Genomic DNA, 23,174 nt, shown 5'->3' on the forward strand with positions numbered 1-23,174 from the left:
ACACATCGGCTTACCTCCAACTCCCCGCCGTCGGCCGGGAGTTGAGTTTTATGTATATTCGTAGGATGATTGGGTCATCCGTTAGCAGGATGATAAACATGACACTTTCACCGATCAAGAAGGGCTCTCTCGTGGAAACCGCGATTGCCAGCCTGCGCACCGCTATCGAGCAGGGCCAGTGGCCCATGGGTACCCGCCTGCCGGTCGAAGCCGAGCTATCATCAGCCCTTGGCGTCAGCCGTAACACGGTGCGGGAAGCTGTACGGGTATTGGTGCACGTCGGCATGCTTGAGACCCGCCAGGGTGACGGCACCTATGTAAGAGCCACACGGGATGCCGGGGAAACTCTCCGGCGCATCGCACGATCACATCTGGGCGACCAGCTTGAAGTGCGCATCATGCTGGAAACCGAGGCCTCCCGATTGGCAGCACGGCGCCGGACAGATGAAGATCTGATACTCATGGCCCTGGCACTGGATGCCCGCGCCAAAGCCGGCACGGACGTTCTCGCCCGCATTCGTCATGATCAGGCTTTTCACCGGGCCCTGGTGGCCGCTGCCCACAACCCTGCCCTCACCGAGCTGTATGACTATTTCTCGCCCGGGGTGTCCAGCACCATAGAATGCACCGAAACAGAACCCGACTTGCCGGAACCCTCTCAGGAGGATCATGAATTGCTGCTGGCTGCGATTCGTCGCCGGGATGAGGAGCGCGCTCAAACTCTGGCCAAGGCTCTGCTTAAACCCAGCCTTGATGCGCTGGGCAGAGACTGACGATGAAGTTCCGGATAGACACATTCACGCTGCTTTTGTTGGGCGCCATTGTGCTCGCGTCGTTTCTGCCGGTACGGGGTAACGCAGCGGATTGGCTCGCAACCCTCGGCACGGTGGCCGTTGCGCTTTTGTTTTTCCTGCACGGGGCGGCTCTGTCCCGACAACAAATCGTGGCAGGCGCAACCCATTGGCGGCTGCACATTCTGATTACCCTGCTGACCTTTGTGTTCTTTCCACTCGCGGTATTGCCCATCAACGGCATCAGTGACTTTGCGCCGCAGTGGATGCCGGAAGATCTCGGCTTGGGGTTCCTGTACCTGGGCGTGCTGCCGTCTGCGGTATCGTCTTCCATTGCCTACACCGCCATGGCTCGCGGCAATGTGCCCGCCGCGATCTGCAGCGCCGCCGCATCCAATGTTTTCGGGATGATGCTGACGCCGTTTCTGCTGCTGCTTTTGGTCAGCACCTCCGGCAGCGGCAATTTTTCAATCGCCGAGGCGCTCAAGGACATTGTGCTGCAATTGTTACTGCCCTTTGCCGCAGGTCATGCGATGCGCCCGTGGCTTGGCGGCTTCCTGGGGAGAAATGAGGGGTTGATGGCGCGGTACGATCAGTGTGTTATCTGGATCATTGTCTATTCTGCGTTCTCACACTCGGTGGAAAGCGGTCTGTGGCAGAACCTGCCAATACCGGCCATTGTGCTGGCGGTCGTGCTCTGTTGCCTGCTGCTGGGCCTGTTCATGCTGATGGCACGCTTTCTGGTCAGGCGCTTTGGCTTTAGCCTGGAAGACGAAGCCGCCGTGGTGTTTTGCGGTTCCAAGAAGAGTCTGGCCTCGGGCCTTCCGATGGCCAAGGTGTTGTTCTCCGGCCATCCCGGCTTCGGCATGATCGTGTTGCCGATCATGTGTTACAACCAGATCCAGGTCATTGTGGGAGCCATTCTGGCCCAGAAATACCGGGAAAAGATCGAGGCGGCGTCAGCCGCCGCCCATACCGCCGAACAGCATGGCCAGAATGGCCAATCCGACAATCCAGCCAATCACCGCCGGCCAGAAGTTGACCATTTGCGGCGGTAACTCCTCTGCAGCCTCCTGCTCCCGGGCTGGCGCCTCCTGATCGTCCTCGCTGGTGATGGGGTTGGTGGCTTCCGTGAGGCTGTGCCATTCAAACCAGCCACCGAGGAACTGAACCACTGGTGGTGGAAAGGTGCCGTTTTCCGCCATGGGCCGGACCCGTGACTCCAGACTATGGCCTATCTCACGGCGCAAATTTGGTTGATCTGCGGGTGGCTCCCCCAGAATGGCTTTCCAGATTTGTGGGTCGCGGCTGCGATTGCTGTCGTTCAGCAGTGCATTGATCTGAATCACCACCTCTCGGACTACCTGTTGTTCACTGGCATTGAGCGGGGTGTCGTCAACCACCGGTGCCGCTTCCGCTATCGCTGCCCCGGGTTCGCTCACGACTTGTTCAGGCCGTGGCTGAGGCTCCCGGCCCAGCGCTTCGCGATACGCTTCCGCAAGCCGCTCAGCCTCCTCACCGGTGGCGAATTTACTCTGCTGTTCATAAGCCGCCTCGATCTGGCGCGGGTCGCGGGTCGGCTCAATGCCCAATATTTCCCAACAAGTCATGTGGTGGTAACTCTTGTGACGGAGATCAATTACAAATTTGAGAGACAAATGCAGTGTGGTCACCTAGGATACAGATAAAGTGTGCCAACACGTCAACAAAACCCTCATTTACACCATTATAAAACGACAGTCATGCCCGTTACGAACCCTGTTGCCAATTCTTCATTTCACTGTTTCCGGCGTTCCGGGCTGTCTGTTCCTTTCGCTCTGATGGTCGCGACGGCCACTTTACTGCCCGCGCCGGCACAGGCCGACAGCGATGCGCCGACTCCAGACTTTTCCGGCCTTGGTTCCGTGGAACCACCCCTGCCGGAGGTGCTGACCACCACCCGCCTCCGCCAGCCGAAATCCAGGGTGCCTGGCACAACCACAATTATCGAGGGCGACCTGATTCGGGATCTCGGTGTCATGAACCTGGTTGAGGTGTTCCGCCTGGTGCCCGGCATGACCGTGGCGGAAGTCGGCAGCAACAATCCTGTCACCAGTTACCATGGCACCGTCCATTACGAGCAACGGCGCCTGCAGATTCAGGTAGACGGCCGCACCTCCTACCGTGCCAGCCTGTCCGACACCGACTGGCACACCATGCCGGTGCCACTGGAGCTGATCGAGCGTATTGAAGTCAGCCGCGGGCCCAACTCCGCAGCTCACGGTATCAATGCGTTTCTCGGTACGATTAATATCATTACCCGCTCACCGGACGACACGGCCGGCGTGCAACTGGGTGCAGCATCCGGTTCGCGGGGTTACCTGCGCGCTTTCGGTTCTGTAGGCGAAGCCAGTGCACCCTACAGTTGGCGACTGGCCTATGAAAAGCGCCAGTCTGACGGGTTCGATAAACAGATCGATGGTGGTGAGTTTTACCCATTTAACGATGGCCACAACATTAACACCTTCAGTTACGACGGCATTGCCCGGCTATCGGATCAGATCAGCCTGGACCTGCGCGGTGGGGTTGTGGATGGCATAAATGAAGAAGACCTGCGCAAAAACGGCAAACTCGGCGCCACCGACAATCCGGATATCATGGTTGACGACTACTACCTTCAGACACGCCTCAATGTAACCACCTCGACAAATCATTTTTTCCACTTTCAGGTGAGCTTTCAGAACTACCAGCGCCGGCAACGTTGGCCCATCTGTATCTCGGGGCCCCAAATCGACAGCCTCCTCGAAGGCAACCCTCCGGATTTTGATTTCGAGCCGGGAGACTGCAGCGCTGGCGATGACCCAGCCCCGCTCATCGCCGATCTGAACGAAGACATCGAAGAGTCCCGGCTTGAGTTTGAGATTCAGGACACTCTGTATTTCAACCCTAACCTCAAACTGGTTTCCGGCCTTGGCTATCGCAGGGACACGTTTCGTTCAGAAACCTTCTTTAACGGTCGCGGAAACAATTACCAGTCCCGGGCGTTCGGCAACGTGGAGTATTCTCCCTTCCAGTGGCTGACACTGAACGCCGGCGGTAACTGGGAAACCACGACCACCACGGACGAAGGCTACTTTTCCCCGCGGGTGGCGGCTAACTTCATCATCAACAACAATCAGGCCATACGGTTTGTTTATTCAGAGGCCGTTCGCACGCCGGATGCCTTCGAACAGACCCCCGACTGGTCATACCGGCCACGCAACGTGCAGGCACCTTATAAATTCCTGGAAGGTGTTCGCTTCCGTGTCGAGGACCTGGTCGATCCAACCACCTCCACCTTCGGCATCGACCTTGACGAAGAGCGCATTATTTCACGTGAAATCAGTTATTTCGGGCAGTTTTACATGGACAGTGCGCTACTGTCCCTTGAGCTTCGGTATTTCAACGATCAGTTACGGGACATGATCAGCGGGGTTATCAACGAGGTAGACTGGTTCATCGCCAACAACGTTGGGCTCGACCAGGAAGGCTTTGAGATGGAAACGTCTGTTGATTATGCCGGGACGAAACTCAGAGCCACCTACGCCTACCTTGACCAGAACGGCTGGTATACCGGTGACCCCGATGCATTGGATGCGGGGGATCAGGATTACGTGGTCGAGCTGCTCGGCCGACTGTCCGTACGACATTCTGGCAGCTTTTCGTGGATTCAGCAGCTGCCGTTTGACCTTACCTCGGCGGCCACCTTCTACTGGGCCGATGAATTCCGGCGCGCCCAGTTCGAACGGGCGGATTTCCGGATCGCACGGCGAATATATGCGCCAAAGTATAGTTACGAACTGGCTGTGACCATGCAACACTACCTCAATCGGGATCAGGATCTGAGTCCCGACAATATCATCAGCGATCACAACCAGTTTTTTGTCGAAGCAGGGGTCCGCTTCTGAACCTGTCTATGGAAAGCTCTGAACCCGGGACGGTATGAGACAAGAGAAGCAATCAAAACGTGACTCGACGAGCGGTGTAATGCCGTTCGGAGCGCGCTTTTGCTTGGTGATCTGGGCGTTTCTGGCGCTCTGCCCTTCTGTATTCGCTCAGGAGGCGCCGCAGACCGTGGCGTATCTGGCAGGCAGCGAGAGAAACTCCGCCCTGACCAGCCACATGATGAATCTGCTGACGGACGCACTGGGGGACGACGCAGAGATCCGCCGTTTCCAACCCGGCCAGACATCCCAGAGCGACGGAAGCGTGATTATCACCCTGGGCCCCGAGGCTTTTACGCTGGTTCGACAGGAAAGCCGCACTGCGCCGATCCTGGCACTGCTGGTGGATGAGCCTTTTATCGCCGGCTATGCCGAGCGATCGGCGGGTGACATTGGCGCCGTTCTCTATAATTCTCCGCTCATTCGCCAGGCCATGGCCGGAAAAGTGATCCTGCCCCACGCAACCCGTGTGGCCATGCTGGCAACACCGGAAAGCGTTGAACTTTATGAAGCACTCACTCCCCGGCTGCCGGAACTTGGCATGGAGGGACGCGTGTTCATCGTCAGTGATAACGATGATCTGATCCCCGCCCTCGTTCGCGCTCTCGAGTATGGCGACTTCCTGCTCGCGGCAACCGACAGCACAATCTACAACCCCCGAACCATAAAGCACATTCTGTTAACCACCTACCGGCGCAGCAGAATAGTGATTGGCCCCAGCCAGGCCTATGTAAAAGCAGGCTCGCTGGCGTCCACGTATGTACCGCTCCGGACCACTGCAGAGTCCGCGGCACAACAGTTGGCTGTGTTTCATCAGACCGGCCGTTTTCCGCCGCCGGTATACCCGGACGAGTTTCAGCTGGAGATCAACGATCAGGTGGCCCGTTCCCTGAACATCCCATTGCCACCGCGGGAAGAATTGCGTGCCACCATTGCATCCCGGCTCTCCAATTCGACGGAGGGAGCCCATGAGTAAGTCAGCACCGCTGGTCAGAAAGCTCATGCTGCTGGGCGCATTACCCGCCGTCGTGATGTTTGTTGTATTGATGGTGTTTTTCACTTCGGCCCGCCTGGAGGATGCCCGCAAGGATCTTGCTGACAGTAGCCAGATGCTCGCGGACAGTCTCGCGCCGGCGGTGGAATACGCCGTGGTGTCCGGAAACTCGGTCGCATTGGAGCAAATCCTGTCGCAATCCCTGCGGCGCAGCCGCGCACAATGGATCCGGGTGTCCGATGTCATGGGCGACGAAGTCGGATTCGTAACCAGCACCCCCAGCCAGGTAATCACCAGCGACGACACCTTCGATATCTTCGAATCCGAGATTCTTCAACAACCGCTGGATTTGGGCGCGAGCAGGCAAACTGAATGGTTCGAGCCGGATTACGGATTCGGCGGCGGTGCGCTTCGGGTAGGCACCGTTCAGGTGGGTGTGAGTAAAGAGCATCTGGCAGCACGGCGCAGCGACATTCTCTGGACATCGCTGGCGGTGGGCCTTGCCCTACTACTGTTCACCATGCTGATCGTCAATCAGACCCTGTCGGGCATACTCTCGCCGATCCGTGGCCTCTCCACCCGGGTAAAGCTGCTGATCGACCGCAACTACGACCCGGTGGAAGTGAGCCAGAATCACAACACCCTGGAAATCCGGGAACTCGAAGAGAACCTGAATGCCCTGGCAAAGCATCTCAACAACCTCAAGAAATCCCGGGCACAGACACTCGCCGCCTCAGAGAAAGCGAGAACCCGGGCCGAAGCGGCGAATCAGGCAAAGTCCGAATTTCTGGCCGCTATGAGTCACGAGTTGCGCACGCCGCTCAACGGAGTACTCGGGATGATCGAACTGGTCAATGAGGAGCCCCTGACACCACGGCAGATTGAATACCTGCAAACCGCCCGGCAATCCACAGAAGACCTTCTTACTGTCATCAGTGACATTCTGGATTATTCACGCATTGATCGTGGCCACCTGCCCCTTGATAACCGGGAATTCGACGTTCGCCAGCTCATCACCAACTGTACCGCCAGTTACAAGCTGATGGCCGAGCAGCAGGGCCTGGCGCTGACACTGGGGTTCAACGGTGAGTGGCCGGACAAATCCTTTGTGGTGGGCGACGCTCCCCGGCTACGACAGATCCTTGCGGGCCTGATCGACAATGCGATCAAATTCACCGGCGCGGGATACATCAATATTCAGGCCGGTTGGTTTGCGCTGGAAGACAACTGCATGGTGCTGAACTGTTCGGTCAGCGATTCCGGGTCTGGCATTCCGGTGGAACGGCTGAGCGATATCTTTAATTCCTTCGAGCAGTTGGACAGCGGCGACAACCGGGGGCACGACGGCACCGGTATGGGGTTGTCACTGGTGCAGCGTCTGGTGGAACTGATGGGTGGCCATGTGCAGGTCGAAACCGATCTTGGCAAAGGCTCATCGTTCCGCTTTGAATTGCCTTTTGAACTCAGCAACACCGCGCCTGCAGTTCGACCTGTGCCACGGGAAAATGCCGGCCCGGCACATGACAGTGCAACGTCCAGAGCGTTGGTGGTGGAGGACAATCCGGTTAACCAGCGTGTTGCGACGGCTCTGCTTACCCGCCTGGGTTTCGAAACCGACGCAGCCAACAATGGCAAGGAGGCACTGGATCTGGTGCGCACCAATCACGCAGGCTACGACGTCATCCTGATGGATTGCCAGATGCCCGTAATGGACGGCTACGAAACGACGCGATGCATTCGGGAGTGGGAACAGAGTAACGGCCAGGGCGGAACCCCCATCATCGCATTGACCGCCGACGCCCTGCCCGGCACCGAGGCCAGCTGCCACGACGCCGGGATGAACGACTACCTGGCCAAACCCGTGCGCAAGGAGTGTTTGCGGGAAGTTCTCAGCCGCTGGATCAAACTCTGACCCTGCGGCCGAGACCGGTCAGGCGACCGGCTCACGCATGGTGACGAACTCTTCAGCAGAGGTGGGATGGATGCCAAGCGTGCTGTCGAACTGCGCCTTGGTAGCACCGGCCTTCAGCGCCACGGCCAGGCCCTGCGTAATTTCACCGGCGTCCGGCCCCACCATGTGTGCACCAAGAACGCGATCGCTCTGGGCATCCACCACCAGTTTCATCAGACACCGCTCATCGCGACCACTGAGGGTGTGTTTCATGGGCCGGAATTCGGAGCGGTAAACACTGACCTGGTGACCCGCTTTCCTCGCCTCGGCCTCAGTCAGGCCAACGGTCCCGATGTTGGGCTGGCAGAACACCGCAGTGGGGATACAGCGGTAGTCCATTTCACCGTTGCCATCTCCGAACAGCCGGCGGGACAGCACCATGCCCTGGGCGAGCGCCACAGGGGTCAGCTGCGGTGTGCCGATAACATCCCCCAACGCGGTGATGGAAGGCACCGCTGTCTGGAAATGCTCATCCACCACCACGTGGCCGGATTCACTGATCTGCACACCCAGTTTCTCCAGCCCCAAACCATCGATCAGCGCACGGCGACCGGTGGCGGCCATGACCAGCCCGGTTTTCAATCGGCTGCCATCGTTCAGGATCACGTCGTAATGAGCGCCGTCACTTTCCACCGCCTCGATCGTCACGCCAAATCGCAGGTCCACGCCTTTCTTGCGCATTTCCTGCGCAGTAAATTCGCGAATATCGTCGTCAAAGCCGCGAAGGAACATGTCGCCCCGGTACAGCAGCGTGGTCTGCACGCCCAGGCCGGCCAGAATGCCGGCAAATTCCACCGCAATGTAACCGCCGCCCCAGACCACCGCTTCCCGTGGCAGCTGCGGCAGGTAGAACATCTCATTGGAGGTGAGGATGCACTCTTTCCCCGGCACCTCAGGAATCACCGGCCAGCTGCCCGTGGCGACCGTAATGTGCCTGGCGGTGTAGCGGTCGTCACCGACCACAACCGTGTTGGCGTCGGCCAGGGTTGCGGAGCCTTGAATGACCGTTACCCCGGCGTTTTCCAGCATACGGCCGTAGATGCCGTTGAGCCGCTCGATCTCGGTGTTCTTATTGGCAACCAGGGTCGGCCAGTCGAACTTCACCTGATCACGGGGGAACGACCAGCCGTAACCTGCGGCATCCTCCAGATCCTCGCTGACATGGGCACCGTAAACGAACAGCTTTTTGGGTACGCAACCAACGTTGACACAGGTACCGCCAAGGTACCGGGATTCCACAACGGCCACCCGAGCGCCACGCTGGGCGGACATCCGGGCAAGACGAACGCCTCCGGAACCGGCACCGATGATGATCAGATCGTAATCCTGGTGGTCAGACACAGAGTCTCCTGAATAAAGCAAGTGATGACTTCAACCGGGTGCAGCCTTGCTTTCAGCAGGCGTCACTTCCCGGAACAACACGTGGTCCTCGAAATCTCCTAGCCGGATCCTGCCCAGGCTGCGGAATCCCTCGGACTCATAAAACGGCAGGTACCGACTGTTGCCGGTATCCAGAACCAGGCCACTGCCGCGGGGATTTTCCGCACACAGACGCTCCACGGTGGAGAGCAACAGGCGGCCATAACCCAGGTTCTGATACTTCGGGTTTACTCCCATCAACGGCAACTGGTGTGCCAGAGGCTGTGGTAACAGCTGCTTGATCTTTTCGTGATAATCCAGATACCGGCGGGTACTGGCGAATCCGGCTGTTAGTACCATACGGATGCGCCAGCTGATCTGATCAGCAAGGTTCAACCGCAGCTCCGGTTCACCGATAAACGCCACGGCAACCAGCGTGTCATCAACCATTACGCCGACCGATTCCTGGTTCAGATCAATATACAGGTCGACGAGCTCGCGAATGGTTGCCCTCACCCGCTGCTCGTATCCGGCGCGGCGATGATCGAACAGGTATTGGAACGTCGGTTCGTGGAGATAGGCATGAAAGAGAATGGAGCGCGCTTCATTTCGGGCGTCTTCGTCAAGACGGACCACCACGGGTTCTGATTTCTTGTTGTTATCTTTATTGCCACTCATCCGGTTTGCTCCTGTTAACTCACCTTGGACTGCCCTGCTCGCCCGGATTCGCCGGTCAGATTGTCAGGGTCAGCCGAACCGACACGATCCCCGGTTCATCCTGTTTATCCATCGCCGCCTGATCGATCACCACACCATGATCTCCGTTGAGGCCCTCCAGCCACGCTGCCACCTCGGCAAACGGGACGTCTTCAAGCCATACCCGTATCGCATCGGATCCGCTGGGCTCGAAGCGCTGCAGGGACAGTCCTGACTCCCCGGCGCTGCGGGTAACCAGCGCCATCAGCGCGCGGCCATCCTCAGGCGCGTTGGCCGCGGGACTGCTGCTGCCGTCGCTGGCAGCCAGGCGATCCAGCGCAGACTTGTTGGACTGCATCCAGGCCAACAACTCCTCCCCATTTTCCCTGGCACTCAATGCCTGGTCATGGAAGCCAGCCACCGGGCGCCAGATGGCGAAGTAAAGCAAGCCAAGAAAGACCGCAATGGCCAGTACCGTCAGGGCCTGCTGGTCCCGGCGTGGCAATTGATCGTATTGCGCAATCAGTTTTTCGACGGCAGGCTGCTCTTTCAGTTTGGCAATCATAAGGTCAGCCCCCCGAGACTGTCAGGCGCCCGCGGGCACCGCTGGATTCATTCACCACCGAGCCGATCTGTGCCTCCAGTCCCTGCTTCGACAGTCCGCTGCGCAAAGCACTCATGCGATCGTAACTGTCGGCACGAAGATCCACCACCAGCTCACCACGGGAGCGACTGTAATTGATGGAATTGAAGGTGAGTGACTGATTCTGGGGCACTCTGGTGTACTGGTCTCCGGTATATTTCATCAGCGTGACAAAGTCCGCACTGGGACCGCCGGAACCGATGGTGCGTAATTGCCCCTCGATCACCCGACGCACGTTCCCCGCATGGGTACGGGTGTCATCGGGGAACGCGTTACGGTAGATGGCCATTGCCTGTTCACGAGTCTCGTCAGCGTGTTGCTGATGGTAATAACCCATGCCGATCTCAACCCCGAGTTGAATCACGAACCATACCGACGCCACCGCAATCAGCGGCCTCCACGCCAGCAATGGACTGGACTTGCCGCTCTTCAGCCCATAACTGCCCTGGCACAGATTAATCGGCTGGGAGAGATGATGGTGATGGGCGTGCGCCAGTAATTCCAGCGGCATCAGTTCGATGGTTTCGAGCCGAACCGTCAGGCGCCCGGCACTCCGCAGTTCACTGATGGCCGATTGCTGTTGTTCCAGCTCGACCTCGGTGCCGTAGATGGTGACCGGCACTTCCGCCACTACGTCTTCGGAGGGTGGCATCGCCAGCGTATGGCCGAACATGCCAAGATTCCGCGACTGAATACTCAACCATTCCCCGCGATCACTGATCAGCATGGCGTTGTCGCCATCCAGGCAGATTGACCAGCCGCCCCCGGTGACGGGCAGCAGTGCCGCATCGGGATAGATCGCATACAGACGGGAATGATCCCAGCCACTGAACAGGTCTATCCAGCCCGACATTCTCCCGCGATCAATAGCCGCTACGCGATAACCCTGATCACCATGGCCGCCGAGCGCGAGGTGAACGTTGTCAATGTCCTGAGCAATCTGCTCTTCCACCGCATAGGGCAAAGCCTGTTGGATAAAACGCGTCTGCTTTGCGGGAATGTCTGCCAGGCAAAACAATGCCTCGTCTCCCGGTATCAGGCCATTGAGCAAAACGTTGTCGAGGTCGTTCTGACTCAGTGTCTGCTCGATCACCGAGCGTGTATCGCCGGTGCCACGGGCCTGAGAATCACCACTGGCATCGTGGAGGACCCAATTATACAGCTGCGCGTCCGGGCTTTGGTCCGGGTCCGCGAAGGGCGGCAGTGGCCTGACATAAAGACGGTAAGACATGTCTATCCTTCTGAGATGGTGAAAGGCTCTTTGGTGATGCGGTTCTTCTGTCCGGTATCTCTGTGAACCGTTTGCACTTCCCCTTCGGAATTCCGGAAAACCGTACTGACCAGGTTCGCCACGCGGTCATCGTAGGTAATTCGTGAAACGACTTCAAAAAAACGGGTTTGTAATCCCAGCCCACTGGCTTTGAGGCCGAGACCGGAGAATTCGGGTAACGCCAGAAAACCCTGAATGTTTTCGAACCGCTCTTCCTTTCTTTTTTCAAGAATAGACTCTGCCTGAGCCAGTGTCAGCTCCTCATGCAGAGAGCGAATAACCGGAGCGGATGCCGTATTCACATTAATGCCCAAACCACTCACCGGCAGTGTTGCCACGTGGGGCCGGAGCTGCCGGTAGATTTCTTCGGTCATGCCTTCCAGCAACCGCAATTCGGACACACTGACAAAAGGCTGGTTCGCGGCGCGGAACGCCGGCTCCGCCACCAGGTACTGACCGTCTTCGGCACCAAAGGCGCTGATGGTCTGATCGTCCGGATCAATCCAGTCAATCAATGTATCCACCGACAATCCGGAAATATCCAGTGCAACCAACAAGCGGGTCAGCCGATCCCGGGTCAACGGGTCAACCTGACCGTTGGACGAAACCAGATCGTTGAGATTGATTCGTCCGCCGAGGTCGTCAATCTGTACTTCGGCAACGCCGTTGTCGTCCAGCGGAAGGATGGCGGCGTTGGCGGCCCAGAACTCGTCGAGACTGTCGACCATGACATTATCTTCCTTGTCCGCTTCATAGTCCCGCACCAGAATCTGCCGTGCGAAAGCCTCCGCACCGAGCGCGACACTCAGGCCCTGCTGCTGTGCCAGATAGTGGCCGGCCCGGAAAACCCGAACGCTCTGTTGCTGGGTCATACCCGTGGCCAGCATCACGACCAATGCCATGGCCAGCAACACCATGATCAATGCCACACCCTGCTGACGCTTGAAGAAGGCTGCCTGACGCATCATTGCGTGCCCCCCTCTGCAGACTGGCCTTCATCCTCTTCCTGCTCATCCGTATCAGTTTGGGCACCGGCTTCGTTGGCGGCGTTCACCATGCCCTGAGCGACACTGCCGTCAAAATCGGCGATCGCAAAGGTGCGCACCATTTCCCCGAACCGCTCATGCTCCAGTGTCACTTCGATCCCGACCGGCATCGGGATGTCGGGGCGCGCACCCTGGGTGAGATTGGCCATGGCCTCTTCTGTCGGCCAGCCGTCGCTCCAGCTGCGTTCGTTATCAAGGAAACGGATTTCGAAGGCGGTTACATCGGCCAGCACGAGCACATCCTCGCTGTTGTCTTCCTGGCCCCGATCAACGGTACGCCACTGCCTGCGCCGGAGTTCCTCACCGGTATACTCCCAGGCCGCCCTTTGCAAGGAGCTACGGCGGGTTCCCAGTGGGTTTCGCCAGCCCTGGCGCGTCAGCACCAGGTCAAACTCATCCTCGCGACTGGTCAGGGCGGGCTGATAGTCACCGAACATATCCCGTGCCGGCCGATTCACCAGCTGAGTGAGATCACGCTCCAGCAGCAGCATGGTCCGTTGCAGCTGATCGAACGCATCGCCGGCCTCGTTTACCCGATCCCGGGACAATATCACGCCATTGAGCACCTGCCAGACACCCAGGCCGATCACCGCGGTGATGGCAACCGCAATCAGCACCTCCATCAGTGTAAAACCCTTCTGGCTCATCAGCTCTCTCCGATGAAGGCAGACAGGGTGTGCACCGGAAGCGGGTCACTGCCATTATCGCGGAATCGGGCTACTGTGACTTCTACACGCCGCATGGTGGGTTCTTCGGTGGCGAGTACTGCGGTCGTGACCTGCCAGCGGAACGGGCCATAATCGAGATCGCTCGAATTTTCGGAGATACCGGGCAACGCTTCGCTGAGGCGGAGTTCGTTGATTCGATTGTCGGCAATCCAGCCGGCAAACGTCTTGTCGCGGATACGCTCGAAACTGGCAATGTACTGACTGCCCACTTCAGCGGCAGCGGTGGCGATCAATCCGAACACCAACAGTGCAACCAGTACTTCTATAAGGGTGAATCCACGCTGACGGTTCATTCGTCCTCCCCGTCACCACCGGGTTTGCGCCATTCCAGGGCCGAGAGGCCGTCAGACGCCAGCACGTGCATATAGGAACTGTCAGCGCCTATGGTGAATTCCACTTCGAAAGGTGTGGTTTCCCCGCTGGAGAAAAACACGATATCCGGACGAAGCCGGTCTTCCTCGGACGCCAGGCGGGGCGTATTGCTCTCGATATATTCCGTCAGCACCAGCCATTCCGGGTAATTGCGCTCACGAAACATCTGCTCAGTGGTCTCGGTCCATTCGTTGGCGCGCTCGTCGAGGATGACAAAGCGGTATCCGTCTTCTTCCAGTAGCAGCCCCAGTTCGATGTTGTTCAGCACCGCCTGCTCGGACGCTGTCTGCATCAGCAGATAGGTTTCCCGCACATGGTTCTGCAACTCTCGCTGCTGAGACCCGCCCCCGAGATTCAGCACCGCCAGTGCGGCAAGAAGTCCCACCACAACCAGCACGACCAGAATCTCGATGAGCGTAAAGCCCGAGGCGGGTGCCCGTCTAACCACAGTTCATCAATCCCTGGCTTTCCAGACACTGATATCAGCGGCGTCGCCGTCACCGCCATCCAGGCCGTCGGATCCGAAAGAGTAGAGATCATAAGGGCCTTCCCTGCCAGGGCTGATGTATTGATATTCGCTCCCCCAGGGATCTTCCGGAACGCTCTTGAGGTAGCCGTCCGGGTTCCAGTTTTTTGGCTCAGGGCTGCCACTGGGCTGTGTCACCAGCGCCCGCAGCCCTTGCTGCGTGGACGGATAATGACTGTTATCAAGACGATACAGATCCAGTGCGTTGGCAATGTTGCTCAGCTGGGTTTCTGCAACCGTCACTTTGGCTTGATCACTGCGCCCCATGATGTTGGGAGCAACGATTGCTACCAGAAGACCGAGAATGACCATCACCACCATGATTTCGATGAGGGTGAAGCCGTTCTGTGGGCGCCGACCATGCGCCAGTGGTCGATTGACTTGAGGTTTCATTACTGTGCTCGTCATTTGAGGGGCTCTCTTTCCATTTTCCGTTGTCTTGGGGATTCGGCGTCGGATCAGCCGACCAGATTACTCATATTGAGAATCGGCAGCATGATGGCCAGTACAATGATCAGTACCACCACACCCATAAACAGCAACATCATTGGCTCGAACAAACCGACGATGGCGGCAATTTTCGATTGCAGGGTGTTTTCCTGCATCCGTGCAGTGCGCTCCAGCATACTGTCCAGTTCGCCGCTGGCCTCGCCACTGGCAATCATGTGCAACATCATCGGCGGAAAATAGCCGGTCTGGTCGAGCGAGCGGTGCAGTGAGCCGCCCTCGCTGACTTTCCGAGCAGCGTCCCGCAACTCCTGCCGGAGATAGTCGTTCGACAGCACCTCCCCGGCTATGCGCATGGCATCCACCAGAGGCACACCACTGGTGGTGAGGATGCTGAGCGTACTGGCGTAACGGGCGGTGTTCACACCCCGCACCATACCGGCGAACAAGGGCATGTTCAGCAAGCTGCGATGAAATTTCAGTTTGAATGCGGGCTTACGCAAAGCAACGCGAAACGCAACAACCCCCAACACGATCAATATAAGAAGATAGACACCATAATTGCCCAGAAATTCCGACACTGTCAGCATCGCCACGGTGAGTCCCGGCAGATCCTGACCCTGCCGGACAAACACTTCGATAATGTCGGGCACCACATAGGTGAGCAGGAACACCACGATAGCGATCGCCACCACACTCAGAATGATGGGGTATATGGCAGCGAGCTGGATTTTCTGTCGCGCCTCCTGACGGGCCTCGGTGTAATCCGCCAGCCGGTTGAGCACCAGATCAAGGTGCCCCGCGTGCTCACCGGCGGCCACGGTCGACCGGTACAGCCGCGGAAACGCGCGCGGAAACTCACCAAGACTGTCGGCCAGACTGTAACCTTCCATGACTTTGGCCCGGATCGCAATCAGCATGCCGCGGATGCGCGGTTTGGAGGACTGCTGCGCCGCGGCCGACATCGCCTGCTCAATGGGAATGCCGGACTGAATCAGAGTGGCCAGTTGGCGGGTAACCAGCGCAAGGTCGGCGGCCGCCAGCGAGCCGCGGCTGCTTAACGGGTTGCGGCTGCGGGCCTGTTTTTCGGCGGCAGGCTCTACCGCCAGAGGAGTCAGGCCCCGCTCTCGAAGCTGCTGACGGACCGCTCTGGGGGCGTCTGCCTCTAGCACACCGTGCTTCTGTTTGCCTCGGGCGTCCAGCGCCTTGTACTCGAATGCCGGCATGAAATTATTGGCTCCGGTGGGTTACGCGAAGAACTTCTTCTACCGTCGTTACGCCATCCAGAATCTTTTTGACACCGTCAGCGTGAATGCTGGGGCCCGACCGGCGCGCTTCTCGCTCCAGATCCAGCTCCCCTGCCCGTTTGTGGATCAGCGCACTGATCTCATCGGTAATCTCCACCACCTCATAAATACCAATACGCCCCCGGTACCCAAGCTGGTTGCAGTGCTCACATCCGGTGGCGCGGAAAATCATCGGTGGGTTGTCACTCTCAAGCTGGAGGAAATCGCAATGCTCCTGGGTGGGCACGTAAGGCTCCCGGCATTCTTTGCACAACACCCTGACCAGACGCTGAGCCACGATTCCCACCAGACTCGAAGAGATCAGGAATGGCTCAATGCCCATATCCATCAATCGGGTTATGGCACCAACCGCCGTGTTGGTGTGTAACGTGGAAAGTACCAGGTGGCCAGTCAAGCTGGCCTGAACAGCGATTTCAGCAGTTTCCAGATCGCGGATCTCACCAATCATCACCACATCGGGATCCTGGCGCAGAATTGCCCGCAGGCCCCTAGCGAACGTCATATCCACCTTGGTGTTGACCTGGGTTTGCCCGATGCCCGGCAAATCGTATTCAATGGGGTCTTCCACGGTGAGGATATTGCGGCTGCGATCATTGATCTCCAGCAACGATGCATACAACGTTGTGGACTTACCGGAGCCGGTCGGACCGGTGACCAGCATGATGCCATACGGGCGATGGATCAGCTTGCGCAACACCGTGAGATCGCGACCCTCCATGCCGAGCGATTCAAGGTGGATATTGCCGGCCTGTTTGTCCAGCAGTCGCAGCACCACCCGCTCGCCGCTTGAGGACGGCATGGTCGACACACGGATGTCTACTTCACGCCCGGCAACCCGCAGCGCAATCCGGCCATCCTGAGGCAGACGCTTCTCGGCAATATCCAGCTTTGCCATGACCTTGATACGCGACACCAACAATGGTGCCAGCGCCCGCTTCGGTTGCACCACTTCCCTCAGCACGCCGTCCACGCGGAACCGCACCACCAGGCGTTTCTCGTAGGTTTCGATGTGAACGTCCGACGCGTTGGTTTTCACCGCTTCGGTGAGGATGGCGTTGATCAGCCGGATGATCGGGGCGTCGTCTTCCTGTTCCAGCAGATCCTCGGTTTCGGGCACAGAATCCGCGAGCGACGCCAGGTCCATGTCATCACCTATCCCCTCCACCATCTGCATGGCTTCGGCGGAATCGTTCTGATACGCCGCGTTCAGCGCGGCATCGAAACGTTCCGGATCAATTCTGGAAAAACGCGCACGACCGCCGCTGATCCGGTTCGCCTCTGCCAGAGCGGAATGCCCCGCGCCCGGGCGCACCAGAATGACCGCCTCACCCTGATCGTCCCGGGTAAGAATCACACCGTTGCGCTTGGCAAAGGCGAAGGGAAGACGGCCCAGCGGAGCATCCTGCGGCTGAAGTTCGTGATCTGTGTTCAAGGTCGTCCTCGTTTTTGTTGCCAGGTGCGGAAAGTTTGTCTCCGTAAACCCTTTTTATTCAATTGATTCCGAAAGGCTACCATAGGATATGGAACCGCTGAATAACTCTATACACTATACTGCCATTTAAGCCTTTCAGTCTGATAACCTGTGGACTTTTTACAGGGTCGTAAATACACAGCCGGGACACCCCATGCCTTTGAACAATACCCGCCTTCCCCTGCTTCTTGCTGTCATTGTTGCAGCAGCCATGATTGGCCTGACGTCATGGCAAGCATATCGTTTCTGGCAGTCTGAAAACCAACGGGAGCGTCAGCAACTCGCCGAATCGGCCAGTAGCACCGCCGTCGCTGATAAAGACACTACGCCGGAGGTGAAACTGGCCTCACTTGACCTGTTCGGGGTTGCGGGTGAGAGTGCAACGCCCACGGAACTGAATACGGAAAACCTTCCCGAGACCAATCTTCGCCTGTTCCTGCGCGGCGTGCTTGCCGCCGAGGGTGAGTTTCCGGGCAGCGCGCTGATCGAAGATGATAAAAGCACTACCGAAGCGTACCTGGTCGGTGATGAGCTGCCGGGCAACGCCAAACTCCGTTCAGTTCATGCCAACCGGGTGATCATTGAACGCGGTGGCAAACTCGAGAACCTGTATTTCCCGGAGGGCGATGATCGCAGCGGCCTGAGCGTCGCCACCAGTAACGATATGGAATCCCCGGATGATGGTTCGTCCGCAGCACCGTCCGCCAGTCCCTCACCCGGCAATGCGAGCCCGACCAGCGACGACCAGCGCCGGGAAGAAATACGCCGCCGCCTTGAACAACTCCGCGAACGCCTGCGGAACAACAACAGCTGATACCCCTCATGGAGACAGCAGCCCTTCCAATTCGCCGCTGTCGTCTCCTGCTTCCCTTGCTGCTACTCGTCTCCACCGTGGCCGCCTTCGAAATAGGCGAGCAACTGATGGACTATGTCCGCAAGGAATTCGGAAGCGAAGCGTACAGCCGTCTGGATAACTGGCAGAACCTTCACCGACTGGCTGCCAGAGCCCCGGTTGAGCGGCAACTTCGGTTGGTTAACACATTTTTCAACCGCGTACGTTTTGTGAATGACATCGAGCATTGGGGTCAGGAAGACTATTGGGCCACGCCAGTCGAATTGCTTACCACCAACGGTGGGGACTGCGAGGACTTTTCCATCGCCAAGTACCTGACCCTGAAATCCATGGGTGTACCGGATGAGCAGCTACGCATTGTCTACGTCAAGGCCCTGGAGCTGAACCAGGCGCACATGGTGCTGGCCTGGTACCCGGAACCCGATGCGGACCCGCTGATCCTCGATAACCTGATCAATGAGATCAAGCCCGCATCGCAGCGTCCGGATCTGGAGCCGGTATACAGTTTCAATGGCGGTGGTCTGTGGCTCAACCGCTCGGGCGGACAGCAGCAGCGAATCGGAGAAGCCGAAAAACTCGAGCACTGGCAGGACGTCAACCGGCGACTGATTAACGCCTTGCGCTAGCGCTCCCCGGCACTGGAGAGATTGTCGTTTTTTCAACAGTTTTTGCTATACTGTGAAAAAGCAACACAACGTCGGAGGTGTTATGACTGTCGCATCCAACACCAGACCACAGATCAACGATCGGGCTCTGCTCGGGAAAGCCCTGGTGAACGCCGGCAAAGCCCTCGGTCTTACTCAGGCCGAGGTGGCTGATATCGTGGGTCGCAACCGCTCCGGCCTGCTGCGCGACGGCATCGACCCCTCCAGCAAAGCCGGCGAGCTGGCGCTGCTGCTGATTCGCCTCTATCGCAGTGTGTATGCGCTGATGGGCGGCGACCAGAGCGCCATGAAGCACTGGCTGGCTACGGAAAACCGGTACTTCGATGAGGTACCACGGGACATGATTCGCACCGCAGAGGGGTTGGTGCGGGTTCTTCATTATCTGGATGCGATGCGGGGCAAGATTTGAACCTGACGGACCGCATCCATGGCGAGCTCTCGGCGCTGCAGGGCAAGATTTACCGCGTGGTGGAATCCCAGGAAGAGATTGCAACCACACAGCTGGTCGACAGCACATCGGAACAGATACGTCTGGAGGAAATGCTTGAGCTCAGCAAGCCCCGCCGACCGGAAGGCACCGATGGGCTTCACTACCTGCTGGCAACCCCGTTCCGGTATCCACCACTGAAGTACGGCTCTCGCTATGGGCGCCCTTTCGAGAAAAGCCTGTTTTACGGCGCCATGAGCGTCAACACCGCGCTGGCGGAGTCGGCGTTCTATCGGTTCGTGTTCATCAATGACATGGCCACGCCCTACCCCAAACCTCTGAAAACCCAGCACGCCCTGTTTGCCACCCGAATGCGCACCGATAGAGGCCTTCGCCTGCAGGACAGAGCCTGGGAGGATCTCCATGAGGCCCTCACCGATCCGGGCAGTTACGATGCCTGCCAGAGCCTGGGGACACAGATGCGGGAAACCGGGGTTGAGGCCTTTCAGTTTCTGTCTGCCCGCGCCCGCCAGGCAGGCCTTTACCGGCTGCCGTACGGATCGTCCCATGGTCTGGATGGGGTGAATGCAGGCCTGTTCACACCCCGCGCCCTCAAAGACAGCAAGCCCCTGACACGCTGCCGCCTGATCATTATCGCCGACAGTACAACGGTATCTATGAGCCTGACCAACGAAGACGGGCAGAAATCCGCATCGGAATTCCGGCAGGAGACGTTTCTGGTAGATGGCGTATTGCCCCACCCGGCGAGTTGAGACGGCAGACCGGTAACGGTTGTGTCAGCCCGGCCTCACAGGGCTCAACCGGCACGCTGCGTATTTGAACTCGGGAATCTTACCGTCTGGATCCAGTGCCGGGTTGGTCAGCAGGTTGGCCGCCGCCTCTACGAAGGCAAAGGGTACAAACACCATGCCCTCGGGCATGGTCTGATCGGCCCGCGCGGTCAGGGTAATGCTGCCGCGCCGGGTGGCAATATGGATTAGATCACCGGATGCGATGCCCAGGCGCGCCAGCTCCTCCGATGCCAGAAAAGCCGCCGCTTCGGGCTCCCGCTCATCCAGCACCTTGCTGCGACGGCTCATGGCGCCGGTGTGCCAGTGCTCAAGGAGCCGTCCGGTCGTAAAAACAACGGGATAGGCCGCATCCACCGGCTCGTCCGGCGGCAACGGCCGGGTTGGTGAAAATCTGGCCCGCCCTCCGGCCCGGGGAAACTCATCCGAGAACACCACATCATGGCCCGGCGCGTCGTCGGCGAAACAGGGATAGGTCACCGACCCCTCCCGCTCCAGGCGATCCCAGGAGATGTGGTCCAGTGAGTGCATGCCCCGTTTCATCTCAGCAAACACCTGTTCGGGGCCGGCGTACTGCCAATCCAGCCCGAAACGCCGGGCAATCTCCTGAATAATCCACCAGTCGGGCTTTGCGGCCCCTGGCGGCGGCACCGCGGCGCGGCCCATCTGCACCTGCCGGTTGGTGTTGGTAACGGTGCCGGACTTTTCCGACCAGGCCGCAGCAGGCAGGATGACGTCAGCATACTGGGCGGTTTCCGTGACGAACAGGTCCTGCACCACCAGGTGCTCAAGGGCAGCAAGTGCGGCCCGGGCATGGGTCAGATCCGGGTCGGACATCGCAGGGTTTTCCCCCAGGATGTACATACCCTTGATGGTCCCGGCAGCGATGGCCCCCATGATCTCCACGACGGTGAGGCCCGGCTCGGGGTCAAGTCTGGTCTCCCAGAGTTCCTCGAAAGCGGCTCGCAGCTGCGCGTCTCCCACCGGCTGGTAGTCTGGCAGCACCATGGGGATCAGGCCGGCGTCGGAGGCTCCCTGCACGTTATTCTGGCCCCGCAGCGGGTGCAAGCCAGTGCCGGGACGGCCTGTGTGGCCGCACGCCAGCGCCAGGGAAATCAGGCAGCGGGCGTTGTCGGTGCCATGCACGTGCTGGGAAATCCCCATGCCCCAGAAGATCATCGCCTTTTCGGCGCCTGCGTAGGCACGGGCCACCTCGCGAATCATCTCGGGTGCCACCCCGCATTGAGAGCTCATCAATTCAGGCGTCATCTCCGCGACACTGGCCGCCAGCGCCTCAAAGCCTTCGGTATGGGCTTCGATGTAGCGTCGGTCAAAGAGCGCTTCACTGACAATGACGTGGAGCATGGCGTTAAGGAGCGCCACGTCGCCGCCGGGTGAAAAGCGCAGGCTACGCCAGGCGTAGGCGTCCAGCGCCTGGCCCCGGGGGTCGAGAATGATCAGCCGGGTGCCGTTGCGCGCCGCCTGTTTGAAATAGGTGGCCGCCACCGGATGGTTCACGGCCGGGTTGCAGCCAATCAGGATCACCACGTCGGCCGCCAGTGCCTGCATGAACGAGGCGGTTACGGCGCCCGAGCCCAGACACTCCATCAGCGCCGCCACGGAACTGGCGTGGCAAAGCCGCGTACAGTGGTCAACGTTGTTGGAACCGAAACCCGCACGCACGAGCTTCTGGAACAGCCAGGCCTCCTCATTCGAACATTTGGCGCTGCCGAAGCCGGCGAGCGCGCTCGGACCGTGTTGTGCTTTAAGTTGAGTTAGCCCCATTGCCGCCACCTCCAGCGCTTCCTCCCAGCCCGCCTCGCGGAAGTGAGTCAATGGATGGGTCGGGTCAAAATCGGGATCCAGGCCTTTGCGCACGCCCTCCCGGCGGATCAACGGCCGGGTCAGTCGCGCCGGGTGCGCAGGATAATCGAAGCCAAACCGCGCTTTGACGCAGAGCCTACCCTGGTTTGACGGTCCGTTCTTACCCTCCACGAACAGGATACGTGCACGTGGCTCACCTGATCGGGACGGCTCGTCTTTAACGTGATAGGTCAACTGGCAGCCCACCCCACAGTAGGGGCAAACAGAGTCAACGGTGCGGTCCGCCGTCGCGGAGTCACCGCGACCCCGGGCATCCACCAGGGTGGCGGGCATCAGCGCGCCTGTCGGGCAGGCCTGAACACATTCGCCGCAGGCAACGCAGGTGCTGTCGCCCATGGGATCATCGAAATCAAACACCACCTTGGAGGCGGCGCCCCGGTGTGCCAGACCAATAACGTCATTGCCCTGAACCTCGCGGCAGGCGCGCTCACACAAGCCGCAGGTGATGCAGGCGTCCAGGTTGACGGTCATCGCCGGGTGCGTGGCATCATGGCCTCCGGCGTGGCCCAGCGCATCTGCTCTTGGCACAACATGATGAACGGTGGCCGCGTTGCGCTCTGCCCTGGCCGGCAGGCGCCGCCGCACTGCGCCGGCATCGATCGCCAGCTGATCCGCCAGATGCCACAGGTCGCTGGCGCGGTCCGGACTGTTCTCGCGTTCAGGCTGGCCCGCCAGCAGCAATGCCAGAACGCCTCTGCGGGCCTCCTGGGCACGGGCGGATCCGGCACTGCGCACAACCATGCCGGGAACTGCTTCGCGGACGCAGCTTGCAGCGAGCACTCGCTCCCCCTCCACTTCGACCATGCAGGCCCGGCAATTGCCATCCGCCCGGTACCCGGGCGTGTCCTTGAAGCATAGATGAGGAATGGTCTCACCGGCGCGTTTCGCCACCTGCCACAGGGTTTCACCGGGGTGGGCCTGAACCTCGGTGCCATCCAGTGTCAAACTGAAGCTTGTGCTGGCATTGCTCATG

The 23,174-nt window shown here is 59.1% G+C and carries 22 protein-coding genes; 9 read left to right on the top strand and 13 right to left on the bottom strand.

The genetic code is table 11. The features are described 5' to 3' along the window. Positions 1–98: 98 nt before the first annotated feature. The gene (locus tag MLC70_RS01785; protein ID WP_248181250.1) at positions 99–773 is read left to right on the top strand and encodes a FadR/GntR family transcriptional regulator; all 675 of its coding nucleotides are present in this window, start codon (positions 99–101) and stop codon (positions 771–773) included. A gap of 2 nt (positions 774–775) precedes the next feature. Further along, positions 776–1,849 carry a bile acid:sodium symporter family protein gene (locus tag MLC70_RS01790; protein ID WP_248181252.1) on the top strand — a complete coding sequence of 358 codons (1,074 nt, stop codon included), beginning with the start codon at positions 776–778 and terminating at the stop codon, positions 1,847–1,849. Here the strand turns inward: MLC70_RS01790 and MLC70_RS01795 are convergent. Next, positions 1,751–2,401, bottom strand: a complete 651-nt coding sequence (locus tag MLC70_RS01795) for a J domain-containing protein (RefSeq protein WP_248181253.1) — start codon at positions 2,399–2,401, stop codon at positions 1,751–1,753. The genes MLC70_RS01790 and MLC70_RS01795 overlap by 99 nt on opposite strands. Before the next feature lie 132 nt (positions 2,402–2,533). Here MLC70_RS01795 and MLC70_RS01800 point away from each other — a divergent pair, with 132 nt between their 5' ends. From MLC70_RS01800 to MLC70_RS01810, 3 genes are all read left to right on the top strand, one after another. Further along, positions 2,534–4,717: a TonB-dependent receptor plug domain-containing protein gene (locus MLC70_RS01800; RefSeq protein ID WP_248181255.1), complete on the top strand. Its 2,184-nt coding sequence runs from the start codon at positions 2,534–2,536 to the stop codon at positions 4,715–4,717. Positions 4,718–4,796: 79 nt separating this feature from the next. After that, positions 4,797–5,729, top strand: a complete 933-nt coding sequence (locus MLC70_RS01805) for an ABC transporter substrate-binding protein (RefSeq protein WP_248181257.1) — start codon at positions 4,797–4,799, stop codon at positions 5,727–5,729. Beyond that, positions 5,722–7,659, top strand: a complete 1,938-nt coding sequence (locus tag MLC70_RS01810; RefSeq protein WP_248181258.1) for an ATP-binding protein — start codon at positions 5,722–5,724, stop codon at positions 7,657–7,659. The genes MLC70_RS01805 and MLC70_RS01810 overlap by 8 nt, the downstream gene beginning before the upstream one ends. An 18-nt stretch (positions 7,660–7,677) precedes the next feature. On the opposite strand, the gene gorA is transcribed toward MLC70_RS01810, so the two are convergent. From gorA to gspE, 11 genes are all read right to left on the bottom strand, one after another. After that, positions 7,678–9,039, bottom strand: a complete 1,362-nt coding sequence (gene gorA / locus MLC70_RS01815) for a glutathione-disulfide reductase (protein WP_248181259.1) — start codon at positions 9,037–9,039, stop codon at positions 7,678–7,680. Between the two features lie 30 nt (positions 9,040–9,069). Next, positions 9,070–9,735 carry a GNAT family N-acetyltransferase gene (locus MLC70_RS01820; protein WP_248181260.1) on the bottom strand — a complete coding sequence of 222 codons (666 nt, stop codon included), beginning with the start codon at positions 9,733–9,735 and terminating at the stop codon, positions 9,070–9,072. A 55-nt stretch (positions 9,736–9,790) separates the two neighbouring features. After that, the gene (gene gspM, locus MLC70_RS01825) at positions 9,791–10,318 is read right to left on the bottom strand and encodes a type II secretion system protein GspM (protein WP_248181262.1); all 528 of its coding nucleotides are present in this window, start codon (positions 10,316–10,318) and stop codon (positions 9,791–9,793) included. Between the two features lie 4 nt (positions 10,319–10,322). Then, positions 10,323–11,627, bottom strand: coding sequence for a type II secretion system protein GspL (gene gspL, locus MLC70_RS01830; protein WP_248181264.1), 1,305 nt, complete (start codon positions 11,625–11,627; stop codon positions 10,323–10,325). Positions 11,628–11,629: 2 nt separating this feature from the next. Continuing rightward, positions 11,630–12,634, bottom strand: coding sequence for a type II secretion system minor pseudopilin GspK (gene gspK / locus MLC70_RS01835; protein ID WP_248181266.1), 1,005 nt, complete (start codon positions 12,632–12,634; stop codon positions 11,630–11,632). After that, positions 12,631–13,359 (bottom strand): type II secretion system minor pseudopilin GspJ, encoded by a 729-nt coding sequence (gene gspJ, locus MLC70_RS01840; RefSeq protein ID WP_248181268.1) that lies wholly within the window; start codon positions 13,357–13,359, stop codon positions 12,631–12,633. Before gspJ ends, gspK begins: the two co-directional genes overlap by 4 nt. Continuing rightward, the gene (gene gspI / locus MLC70_RS01845) at positions 13,359–13,733 is read right to left on the bottom strand and encodes a type II secretion system minor pseudopilin GspI (protein ID WP_248181269.1); all 375 of its coding nucleotides are present in this window, start codon (positions 13,731–13,733) and stop codon (positions 13,359–13,361) included. Before gspI ends, gspJ begins: the two co-directional genes overlap by 1 nt. Then, entirely contained in the window at positions 13,730–14,260 is a 531-nt protein-coding gene (gene gspH, locus MLC70_RS01850; protein WP_248181270.1) for a type II secretion system minor pseudopilin GspH, read from the bottom strand. Before gspH ends, gspI begins: the two co-directional genes overlap by 4 nt. A gap of 6 nt (positions 14,261–14,266) precedes the next feature. After that, positions 14,267–14,731, bottom strand: coding sequence for a type II secretion system major pseudopilin GspG (gene gspG / locus MLC70_RS01855; RefSeq protein WP_248181271.1), 465 nt, complete (start codon positions 14,729–14,731; stop codon positions 14,267–14,269). Positions 14,732–14,796: 65 nt separating this feature from the next. After that, positions 14,797–16,011 (bottom strand): type II secretion system inner membrane protein GspF, encoded by a 1,215-nt coding sequence (gene gspF / locus MLC70_RS01860; RefSeq protein WP_248181273.1) that lies wholly within the window; start codon positions 16,009–16,011, stop codon positions 14,797–14,799. A gap of 4 nt (positions 16,012–16,015) precedes the next feature. Then, positions 16,016–17,524, bottom strand: coding sequence for a type II secretion system ATPase GspE (gene gspE, locus MLC70_RS01865; protein ID WP_248181275.1), 1,509 nt, complete (start codon positions 17,522–17,524; stop codon positions 16,016–16,018). A gap of 193 nt (positions 17,525–17,717) precedes the next feature. Here gspE and MLC70_RS01870 point away from each other — a divergent pair, with 193 nt between their 5' ends. From MLC70_RS01870 to MLC70_RS01885, 4 genes are all read left to right on the top strand, one after another. Further along, the gene (locus tag MLC70_RS01870) at positions 17,718–18,377 is read left to right on the top strand and encodes a type II secretion system protein N (RefSeq protein ID WP_248181277.1); all 660 of its coding nucleotides are present in this window, start codon (positions 17,718–17,720) and stop codon (positions 18,375–18,377) included. Between the two features lie 8 nt (positions 18,378–18,385). Further along, entirely contained in the window at positions 18,386–19,042 is a 657-nt protein-coding gene (locus MLC70_RS01875; RefSeq protein WP_248181279.1) for a transglutaminase-like cysteine peptidase, read from the top strand. An 82-nt stretch (positions 19,043–19,124) separates the two neighbouring features. Beyond that, positions 19,125–19,490 carry an MbcA/ParS/Xre antitoxin family protein gene (locus MLC70_RS01880; RefSeq protein WP_248181280.1) on the top strand — a complete coding sequence of 122 codons (366 nt, stop codon included), beginning with the start codon at positions 19,125–19,127 and terminating at the stop codon, positions 19,488–19,490. Continuing rightward, positions 19,487–20,281 carry an RES family NAD+ phosphorylase gene (locus tag MLC70_RS01885; RefSeq protein ID WP_248181284.1) on the top strand — a complete coding sequence of 265 codons (795 nt, stop codon included), beginning with the start codon at positions 19,487–19,489 and terminating at the stop codon, positions 20,279–20,281. Before MLC70_RS01880 ends, MLC70_RS01885 begins: the two co-directional genes overlap by 4 nt. A gap of 24 nt (positions 20,282–20,305) precedes the next feature. Here the strand turns inward: MLC70_RS01885 and fdhF are convergent, their stop codons facing one another. After that, positions 20,306–23,173 (bottom strand): formate dehydrogenase subunit alpha, encoded by a 2,868-nt coding sequence (gene fdhF / locus MLC70_RS01890; protein ID WP_248181285.1) that lies wholly within the window; start codon positions 23,171–23,173, stop codon positions 20,306–20,308. Position 23,174 lies beyond the last annotated feature (1 nt).

The organism is Marinobacter goseongensis (genome assembly GCF_023156235.1).
In the GTDB taxonomy this organism is placed as follows: domain Bacteria; phylum Pseudomonadota; class Gammaproteobacteria; order Pseudomonadales; family Oleiphilaceae; genus Marinobacter; species Marinobacter goseongensis.